This window comes from Limnohabitans sp. (assembly GCF_034680285.1).
Taxonomy (GTDB): domain Bacteria; phylum Pseudomonadota; class Gammaproteobacteria; order Burkholderiales; family Burkholderiaceae_C; genus Limnohabitans_A.
The window spans coordinates 134,511-142,995 of record NZ_JAXITC010000010.1; the positions used below are offsets into that span (position 1 = coordinate 134,511).

The following is an 8,485-nucleotide window of genomic DNA, read 5'->3' on the forward strand; positions in this document are numbered from 1 at the left end:
CATCAGCGCGTGAACAATTGCCCGACCAACCAGAGACTCAACGAAGGGAACATCAACAAGACCACCAAGCGGCCTATGTCCCAAACCAAGAAAGGCATCAAACCTTTGTAGGTTTCGCTCATGGGAACATCACGGGCCAAGCTATTGACGACATAAACGTTCAAACCCACAGGTGGTGCAATCAACCCAAAGCTGACCGTCATCAGAACCAAAATACCAAACCAAAGCGCCTTGAGCTCATAAGTCAAACCCCACAAATCGAGGGCCATGACCGCAGGAAAGATCACAGGAATGGTCAAGAGCAGCATAGACAACTCGTCCATCACGCAGCCCAAAACGATGTACAAAATCAGAACGGCCGTCACAATGCCCAAAGGCGCCACGGGCAAGCCCGACACCCACAAAGCCACCATTTTGGGCATTTCCGTGAGCGCCAAGGTGGCGTTCATCATGTCAGCGCCCAAGAAAATCATGAACACCATCGCAGTGGTTTCAGCGGTGCTCAGCAATGCGGCTTTCATACCTGCCGACTTGAGTTCTTTTTTGGCCAAACCCACCAACAAGGTCAACACAGCGCCCACACCTGCACCCTCAGTGGGTGAAAAGTAGCCGCCATAAATCCCGCCAAAAACCACCACAAAAACGCCCACGATCGGCCAAATCGACAGCAAGGCTGCCCACTTTTCTGCCCCAGGCAACGCCGGGGTCAGCGGCGCCATACCGGGACGTGCCCGTGCATACAGACCAATCACCACCAAGTAACCCAGCATGGCCACAACACCCGGAATGATGGCCGCGGCAAACAGCTTGGCAATGTTTTGCTCGGTCAAAATGGCATACACCACCAGTGGCACGGATGGGGGAATCAAGATACCCAAAGTACCGCCCGCCGCCAAAGAGGCTGTGGACAAACGGCCTTGGTAGCCATGGCGTCGCATTTCGGGGTATGCCACCTGGGTGATGGTGGCCGATGTTGCCACCGAAGAACCGCAGACCGCACCGAATGCACCCGCTGACAGGACAGAGGCCATGGCCAAACCACCACGAACATGCCCAACCAATGCGGCGGCAGCTTTGAACAGGTCTCTGCTGAGTCCGCCTTGCGTGGCGAATTGCCCCATCAGCAAAAACAAAGGAATCACGCTCAACTCATACACCGTCAAACGCGCGACTGCGCTGCCTTTGAGGAAGTTCAGCATGGTGGCCGTATCGCTCATCAACGCGTAACCCACCAAACCAGGAATGAACATGGCAGCCGCGATCGGCACACGCAAGGCCATGAGAACAATCATGGCCACAAACATCACCAAACCAATTTGAGGTGCCCACTGCGTCATCCTGTCACCTCTTGATTAGATTGGGACTGTCCGAACAGTCCTTGAACCAAAGCCACCCAACCGGCCAAAGCCAAGCCCGGTGCCAAGCAGGCATACGCCCACCACATGGGCAAGCTGATGATCATGGTGGTTTCACCGGCTTCGCGGACCGAGAGTGCCCCAATACTGGTGCGCCAAGCCAACAAGCCGTAAAGCAAAACCAAGGACAAATTACCCATGGCATCCAGACGATGACGCGAGCCCTCTGAGCTGGACTGGGTGAAGAAATCCACAATGATGTTTCCTCTTTGCAACTGGCAATAAGGCAGGCACATGGAAATAGCAAATGCAATGCCCATTTGGGTCATCTCAACATCCCCAGGGATAGGTTGAGACCAAACAGCACGCATGAGCACACTCACCAAGGTCAGGAAACCAGTGGCCAGTGCCACGGCCGCACCCACCATTCCAAAAGCCCGGCACAGGGGCGCTAAAAGCATTGACGAGGACATCATGGATTTCCAGTTCAAAGACGCAAAGCCAGCCCCTCATCTCGAGGGGCTGGCTAACCATCACTTGTTGTATTTTTTGATCAGGTCTTTGGCGTCTTGCAGCATCTGCTTACCAGGCAAACCGCGCTTGTCCATGTCGGCCACCCATTCGTCATACAAAGGGGCCGATGCTTGGATCCAACGGTCGGTCTCAGCTGCACTGATTTTGTTGAAGGTGTTGCCTCGGGCGACAGCCGCATTGCGGCCGGTGGCAGTGGCTTCATCCCAATAACGACCGATGGTGCGTGACAAGTTTGCACCGCTGTGTTTGTCGATCACGCTCTTCAGGTCTGCAGGCAAGCTGTCGTACTTGGCCTGGTTCATGGCCATCACGAAACCCGCGGTGAACATGGAAGGACGGCTGGGTTCAATTTCGGTGTGGAACTTGCTGACTTCGTGCAACTTGAATGCCGGGATGATTTCCCAGGCGGTCATGAAGCCGTCGATCGTGCCTTTGGTCATGGCGTCAGCCACCGGTGGAATGGGCATGCCCACAGGGGTGGCGCCCAAACGGGCCAAGAGTTTGGTGGATTGGCGGCTGGCCGCACGGATCTTCAAGCCCTTGAAGTCTTCCATGGTTCGGATGGATTTGCTGGAGGTGCTGACAAAGCCTTCATCGTGAACCCAAGTGGCCAAGATTTTGGTGCCTGTGAATTCTTTGGTGGCGTACTTGCTGTAGTAATCCCAGGCAGCAGCAGATGCCGACTCAGCCGTATTGGTCATGAAGGGCAACTCCAGGGCTTCCATGATCGGGAAGCGGCCAGGCGTGTAGCCGGGCAATGTCACCACCAAATCGTCCACGCCATCCTTGACACGGTCCACCAACTGGGCAGGTGTACCGCCACCCGTCATGGCCGGCAGGATTTGGCAACGCATGCGGTTGTTGGAGTCTTTGGCAATGGCTTCGCACCATGGGGCCACCACACGGCTATGACCAATGGCCATGGTGGGCCAAATGTGGTGGACTTTGAGAACCACTTCTTGGGCTTGTGCAGACGCTGCAGCCGCAAGAGCCAGCACGGTGGCACCGTGCATCAAACGATTTTTAAAAGTCATGAAAGTCTCCTGGTTGGTTGAATGAATCGTCAAAAACAAATAAAAAGCCTGAAGTGAAACAGCCTCAACGGAAAAAAACAAACTCCGACTGTCGCCTCAGTAACCACCAACGCCCAGCTTCAAAAGCCAAAACGTCACGGTGTTCACCAAGTTTTTGCACAGGGTCGGCGGGCCGACCGGCTGCAGTCTTTTCATCACTCAGGCTGCCTGTCCACAGCAACACCGTGGCGTGCGCCTGCACCCGATCGGGGGATGACCAGGTCAGATGAACATTGGACAAGAGATGCCGAGTGATGCGGTCCGAATTGCGCTGGGCATAAGCGTCACATACCGCCTGCGGGCCTTGCAGCGCCTGGCCATCAGGCCTGACAAAGACGACATCTGGGTGCAAGCAGCCCGTCAAATCGGCCAGCTCACTGTGGTCAATGGCATAACCCACGCGGACGATCAGCGCATGAATGGCTTGCTCATGCGCTGCGCGCAAAAGCATATCGGGCTCATTCATCATGGTCTGACTCACACCGACTCCAAAGCCAAGGGTGTTGAAGCCAACCAGTCGGCCAACACTTGGGCCACGGCTGCAGGCTGCTCCATCGGTGCCATGTGACCGGCTGACTCGATCGAGGTCAAAAAAGCTTGGGGCAGCAAGTTGGCCATGGCTTGATGTTGCGCCAATGGGGACCAACTGTCTTGCGCGCCACACAAAAGGTAAACCGGCCCAGCCGTACTTCGCAGGGTCTGGGTGGCATCTGGCCTGGCCAACAAGGCGCGAATTTGAGCAGCGAAATGCTGGGGCGTGCGCCGGGCAAACATGGCAACGATGTCATCCATCAGGACGCTGTCGGTCAAACGCGAAGGGTTCACCATGCCTTGCGCCCAAGTCCGAGCCATGGTCTCGACGCCTTGGGTCAAGGCCAAGTCGAGCAAAGTCTGACGCTTGGTCGCCTCGACATCGCCTTCAGCGCCCGGTGGACGGGCCAAATAGCCCGTATCCATCAAAGCAAGATGCCTGACCCGATCTGGGGCCAAACGTCTCATCTCCAAGGCCACACGCCCACCCATGGAGTGGCCCGCAACGGCCAAGGGGCCAGGCAAAGTTGTCAAAATTTGCTGTGCCATGCCCTCGATGTCATCGCACAGTCCGTGGTCAGGCACAACCGCACCTTCGGCCTTGGACCCCAAATGCGCCATCACCCCAGACCAAACTGCGGCGTCGCACATGAGGCCAGGCACCAGCACCAGTGTGGTGTTTGTCATGTCAGAGGTCCAGCACCAAACGCGCCGTCTGACTGCGTGAACAGCACAGCATGATGCAGTCGCCTTTTGCTTGCTCTTCGGGTGTCAGGTAACTGTCCCAATGATCGGGTGTCCCCGACACCACAGAGGTCAAACAGGTGCCACAAATGCCCTCGGCGCAAGAGAACGGTGCGTCATGCCCTGCATCCTGCAGCGCTTTCAAAATAGACTGCTCTTTGCCGACCTGCAAAACTTGGCCGCTCTTTTGCAATTGGATTTCAAAGCTGCCATCTGCAGCAATCGGGGTTTGGGTCAAATCAGTGGTGTTCATGCGGTCACTCCGGTGGTATTTTCCAATGCCAGCCAACGGTCAATGATGCGGCGCGATTGCACGCCACCCGAATCGATGTTGAGCATCAGCAGTTTGCGGTCGGGCCATTTGCTGATGTTGGCTTGCTGCAATTGCAGCATTTCCATGTCTTCATTGAAAATACCCCCTTGGCCAGCCCGAATTTTGTCGGTCAAAGCCGCATCATGGGGCTTGAACTGGCGCGCCATGCCCCAGTGGTACCAATGTGAGGTTTCGGTCTCTGGGGTGATGAAGTCCACCACCACGCTGTAAGCCTTGTGCTCGGGTGCGGCATCAAAGCCCCCTTTGCCCGCCAAGGCCACGCCCACGTCGATCATGATGTGACTGGGTGGCGTGAAGCGGCAAATCTGCCAGCGATCGACCTTGGCCTGGGGGTCGAGGCCATTGGCGCTCATGGCCATTTGCCAAAAGGGCGGCGCCTGTATGCCCTCCATGTGGCGTTGCAAGACAACTTGGTCACCCTCAACACTGGTGGTGCATGGCGTCTCGTCGATTTCTGGTTGGCCGATGCTGTTGGCGTGCACATAGGTCTCGTGCGTCAAGTCCATCAGGTTGTCGATCATGAGACGGTAATCCGCCTTGACGTGGTACAGCCCACCGCCATAAGCCCAAGCCGGGTTGTCAAAAAACTCAAAGACAGGCATTTGCGCTTCGTCTGCCTTGGTCTGATCGCCAGGCCAGACCCAAACGAAACCGTAGCGCTCGACCACGGCAAAACTTTTGATCGCCGGAAAACCGCGCACCCTTTGACCGGGCATGTGCACAGTCTTACCTTCGCAGCCAATCTCCAGGCCGTGGTAGCCGCACACCAATTTGCCGTCGCACACTTTGCCCAGAGACAAGGGCGCACCGCGGTGAGGGCAAAAATCCTCCACTGCGGCGACCTTGCCGTCCGGCCCTTTGAAAAAAGCCATTTGCTCATTGCAAATCGTGCGGCCCAAAGGCTTGTCGCCCAACGCCTCTAGTTCGGTCATGGCAAAGGCCACGTACCAGGTGTTTTTGATGAACATGTTTCAGACCTTGTTTCGAATGAGTTGCACGCCCGGCATGTCGACCTGCTGCGGGTTTTGCATGACCAGACTTAAGTTGTGACGCGCCAGCCGAGAATGTTCACGCATCAGCGCTTCGGCACGCCCTGCCTCACGTTGCACGATGGCGTCCAAGACTTGGCGGTGCTGGTGCTGAGCGACCACCAGCATGTCGCGCGCATCGGGGGTATGGGCTTGAACGCCCACAAAACCGGAGGCAGAAGCGAAAGGCAGGCGAGATGCGCGGTCGATTTCGCGGGCCAGGACAGCGCTGTTGGCCATCTCGGCCAACAGTTTGTGAAAGCGACCGTTCAGATCCACATAGGTGGAAAAGCCCTCGTCATCCAACGCCACTTGCCTCAGCAAATGATCGATTTGATCAAGGCATGAACAGGCCTGCGCCATCACGGCATTTGGGGCGCCGCGCTCTGCTGCCAGGCGGGCAGCCAAACCCTCCAGTGTGCCGCGCAGCTCAATGGCATCGGCCACTTCGCGCTCGGAAAAAGTGCGCACCGCATAACCGCCACCACTCAAGGCTTCCAACAAGCCTTCTTGTCCGAGACGCATCAGGGCCGCCCGGATAGGGGTGCGCGACATGCCCAAGCGCTCGACCAGCGCCAACTCAGCAATGCGAGAACCTGCAGGCAGATCACCCGCCAGGATCAGCTCACGCACACGCTGCTGCGCCTTGACAGCTTGTGAGCTGCCTTCAGCGTCAGAATCAACCAGATGTACAGTAGATTGGAGCATGAGCAAGTGCGTTAAAGCACAGATTTAACCACCACCATCACCTCTCTTGTATACAGAAAACCCTAATAACCCCTTAATTTGCTCAATTTTTAAGCGAATAATGAGCTTCATGTATCCAACAGATCAGGTTAAAACCAGCCAGCACATCGCTTCATTGGATGAGTGATTCAACATGGATTTGCAATTTCTTGAATTTGACTGCAGCGAGGACAACCATGGCGTAGTCTGCTGGGACGCCCTGGCCCAACCCGCTGCACGCCACACCCCTGCCCTGCTGGAAGAAGTCAGGCAGTTGCTGGTTTGGGCATACCGTTTCGGCCCGCAAGCGCCTGGCCCATTGGAAGACGGGGCAGATTGGGACTTTGATCTGCAGATACGTTGCGGCAATAGGCAGGTGCATTGTCTTTGGCACAGCGCAGAGAAAACACTGGAACTCTCGCCCCAACCTTCATCCGGCGAAGAGATTGTTCTGAGTCTGAGCATCAGCGGCACCCCTGAATTTGCACAAGCATTTCGTGACCAATGGAACACCCCTTGAACTCCGTCCATCCACCCGCCCCGGTCAGTTTGGCGCAGGCCCTGAAGTTCTGGCTCTGGCTGGGCTGCGTCAGCTTTGGCGGGCCGGCAGGCCAGATCGCCTTGATGCACGAAGAACTGGTGGTGCGCCGCCGCTGGATTTCTGAAAAGCGCTACTTGCATGCGCTCAATTACTGCATGCTGCTGCCTGGCCCCGAAGCACAGCAACTGGCCACTTACATGGGTTGGTTGATGCACGGGACGCGCGGTGGTGTTGCGGCGGGAGCACTTTTTGTATTGCCATCCCTCCTGTTGTTGATCGTGCTGAGCTGGGCCTACACCGCCTGGGGCCAACACCCTTGGGGACAAGCCTTGCTGTGGGGGCTAAAGCCCGCGGTGACGGCGCTGGTCTTGCAGGCCGCCCACCGAATGGCCACACGAACTCTCAAGGCACGCTGGCTGTGGTGGCTGGCGGCGCTGTCCTTTTTAGGCACGCTGTGGGGCCTGCCATTTCCTCTGGTCATTGCGGCCTCGGCCACAGTGGGTTTCTACATGACGCGTCAGCGCCATGAAGCACCCGACATGGCCCATGCCAATTCTGTGGTGGCACCTCAACCCACCTTGTCGGCAAACTCGCCATCTTCAGATGCGTCTGCGTGGCTCGACGACGCCTCACCTCAGCCCGCGCACACACACCACAGTTCGAAGCGCTTGCTCAGCGCGCTGGCGTTGGGCGTAGGGATTTGGGCGCTGAGCCTGGGCCTGATCGCCATGGCATTCGGCGTGAATCACACCTTGACCCAAATGGGCGGCTTTTTCACACAAGCAGCCTTGCTCACTTTTGGCGGCGCCTACGCGGTCTTGCCTTACGTGACTCAGGCGGCAGTGGTGCAATACGGCTGGCTCTCGGCCGGACAAATGATGGATGGCCTGGCCTTGGGTGAAAGCACACCCGGGCCGCTGATCATGGTGGTCGCCTTTGTCGGCTTTCTGGGTGGACACAGCCAAGCTTTGTTCGGCCATCCGCTCCTCGGTGGCGTGGTGGCCGCCTGCGTGGTGACCTGGTTCACCTTCCTGCCTTCATTTGTCTTCATTCTGGCAGGCGGCCCGCTCGTCGAGTCGACACGGCACATGCCCTCACTGGCAGGTCCTATGCAAGGCATCACTGCGGCCGTCATCGGCGTGATCTTGCACCTGGCGGGTGTGTTTGCGCGCCAGACCTGGCTGCCGGGGGGCTGGCACATGTTGCCCGACTTGAGCGCGATCGCGCTGACATTCCTCGCCCTCTGGGCCTTGGTTTGGAAGGGTTACAGCGTGCTGCGTGTGTTGTGCGGCTGTGTGTTGTTGGGTCTGTTGCGGCAGGTCCTGTTGTGATGCGGCACAACATGTCACGCATGGCGCTTGAAATGCTGGACCCTGGCTTGACAGCCTGAGACAATGGCTCACTTGACTTTGGGTTTTTTCATGTCTTCCAACACCTCTGCAGCGTCATCCGCCTTAGCCCCCCTCCAAAACGACACTTTCCTGCGCGCTTGCCTGCGCCAAGCCACCGACCACACCCCCGTCTGGCTCATGCGCCAAGCTGGGCGGTATTTGCCCGAGTACTGCGCCACCCGAGCCAAGGCCGGCAGCTTCATGGGCTTGGCCACCAACGTCGACTAC

At 57.4% G+C, this 8,485-nt stretch carries 11 protein-coding genes; 3 read left to right on the forward strand and 8 right to left on the reverse strand.

Going from position 1 to position 8,485, the window contains the following annotated elements; genetic code table 11:
* Window positions 1–2: 2 nt before the first annotated feature.
* The 8 genes from SWE17_RS10055 to SWE17_RS10090 all read right to left on the reverse strand — a co-directional run bounded on the left by SWE17_RS10055 (window position 3) and on the right by SWE17_RS10090 (window position 6,307).
* Entirely contained in the window at window positions 3–1,337 is a 1,335-nt protein-coding gene (locus SWE17_RS10055) for a TRAP transporter large permease (RefSeq protein WP_322992963.1), read from the reverse strand.
* The gene (locus SWE17_RS10060) at window positions 1,334–1,828 is read right to left on the reverse strand and encodes a TRAP transporter small permease (protein ID WP_322992964.1); all 495 of its coding nucleotides are present in this window, start codon (window positions 1,826–1,828) and stop codon (window positions 1,334–1,336) included. Before SWE17_RS10060 ends, SWE17_RS10055 begins: the two co-directional genes overlap by 4 nt.
* A 60-nt stretch (window positions 1,829–1,888) precedes the next feature.
* A complete protein-coding gene (locus SWE17_RS10065; protein WP_322992965.1) occupies window positions 1,889–2,923 on the reverse strand; it encodes a TRAP transporter substrate-binding protein in 1,035 nt (344 codons plus the stop codon).
* Between the two features lie 64 nt (window positions 2,924–2,987).
* Window positions 2,988–3,413, reverse strand: a complete 426-nt coding sequence (locus SWE17_RS10070; protein WP_322992966.1) for a nuclear transport factor 2 family protein — start codon at window positions 3,411–3,413, stop codon at window positions 2,988–2,990.
* Window positions 3,414–3,439: 26 nt separating this feature from the next.
* Complete coding sequence (locus SWE17_RS10075) at window positions 3,440–4,180, reverse strand: alpha/beta hydrolase (RefSeq protein WP_322992967.1); 741 nt, start codon at window positions 4,178–4,180, stop codon at window positions 3,440–3,442.
* A 1-nt stretch (window position 4,181) separates the two neighbouring features.
* Window positions 4,182–4,490 (reverse strand): 2Fe-2S iron-sulfur cluster binding domain-containing protein, encoded by a 309-nt coding sequence (locus tag SWE17_RS10080; protein ID WP_322992968.1) that lies wholly within the window; start codon window positions 4,488–4,490, stop codon window positions 4,182–4,184.
* A complete protein-coding gene (locus tag SWE17_RS10085; protein WP_322992969.1) occupies window positions 4,487–5,539 on the reverse strand; it encodes an aromatic ring-hydroxylating dioxygenase subunit alpha in 1,053 nt (350 codons plus the stop codon). The genes SWE17_RS10080 and SWE17_RS10085 overlap by 4 nt, the downstream gene beginning before the upstream one ends.
* A gap of 3 nt (window positions 5,540–5,542) precedes the next feature.
* Entirely contained in the window at window positions 5,543–6,307 is a 765-nt protein-coding gene (locus SWE17_RS10090) for a GntR family transcriptional regulator (protein WP_322992970.1), read from the reverse strand.
* Window positions 6,308–6,479: 172 nt separating this feature from the next.
* Between SWE17_RS10090 and SWE17_RS10095 the strand changes: the two genes are divergently transcribed.
* From SWE17_RS10095 to SWE17_RS10105, 3 genes are all read left to right on the forward strand, one after another.
* Window positions 6,480–6,845, forward strand: coding sequence for a hypothetical protein (locus SWE17_RS10095; RefSeq protein WP_322992971.1), 366 nt, complete (start codon window positions 6,480–6,482; stop codon window positions 6,843–6,845).
* On the forward strand, window positions 6,830–8,197 hold the full coding sequence (gene chrA / locus SWE17_RS10100) for a chromate efflux transporter (RefSeq protein WP_322992972.1): 1,368 nt from the start codon (window positions 6,830–6,832) through the stop codon (window positions 8,195–8,197). Before SWE17_RS10095 ends, chrA begins: the two co-directional genes overlap by 16 nt.
* Before the next feature lie 90 nt (window positions 8,198–8,287).
* Window positions 8,288–8,485 (forward strand): uroporphyrinogen decarboxylase family protein (locus tag SWE17_RS10105; RefSeq protein ID WP_322992973.1); only part of this gene is annotated, 198 nt, incomplete at its 3' end.

Excerpts from the sequence above, each read along its gene's own strand:
- SWE17_RS10085 (WP_322992969.1), bottom strand. The coding sequence starts at position 5,539 with ATGTTCATCAAAAACACCTGGTACGTGGCCTTTGCCATGACCGAACTA.
- chrA (WP_322992972.1), top strand. The coding sequence starts at position 6,830 with ATGGAACACCCCTTGAACTCCGTCCATCCACCCGCCCCGGTCAGTTTG.
- SWE17_RS10075 (WP_322992967.1), bottom strand. The coding sequence starts at position 4,180 with ATGACAAACACCACACTGGTGCTGGTGCCTGGCCTCATGTGCGACGCC.
- SWE17_RS10090 (WP_322992970.1), bottom strand. The coding sequence starts at position 6,307 with ATGCTCCAATCTACTGTACATCTGGTTGATTCTGACGCTGAAGGCAGC.
- SWE17_RS10055 (WP_322992963.1), bottom strand. The coding sequence starts at position 1,337 with ATGACGCAGTGGGCACCTCAAATTGGTTTGGTGATGTTTGTGGCCATG.
- SWE17_RS10070 (WP_322992966.1), bottom strand. The coding sequence starts at position 3,413 with ATGCTTTTGCGCGCAGCGCATGAGCAAGCCATTCATGCGCTGATCGTC.
- SWE17_RS10060 (WP_322992964.1), bottom strand. The coding sequence starts at position 1,828 with ATGTCCTCGTCAATGCTTTTAGCGCCCCTGTGCCGGGCTTTTGGAATG.
- SWE17_RS10065 (WP_322992965.1), bottom strand. The coding sequence starts at position 2,923 with ATGACTTTTAAAAATCGTTTGATGCACGGTGCCACCGTGCTGGCTCTT.
- SWE17_RS10095 (WP_322992971.1), top strand. The coding sequence starts at position 6,480 with ATGGATTTGCAATTTCTTGAATTTGACTGCAGCGAGGACAACCATGGC.
- SWE17_RS10080 (WP_322992968.1), bottom strand. The coding sequence starts at position 4,490 with ATGAACACCACTGATTTGACCCAAACCCCGATTGCTGCAGATGGCAGC.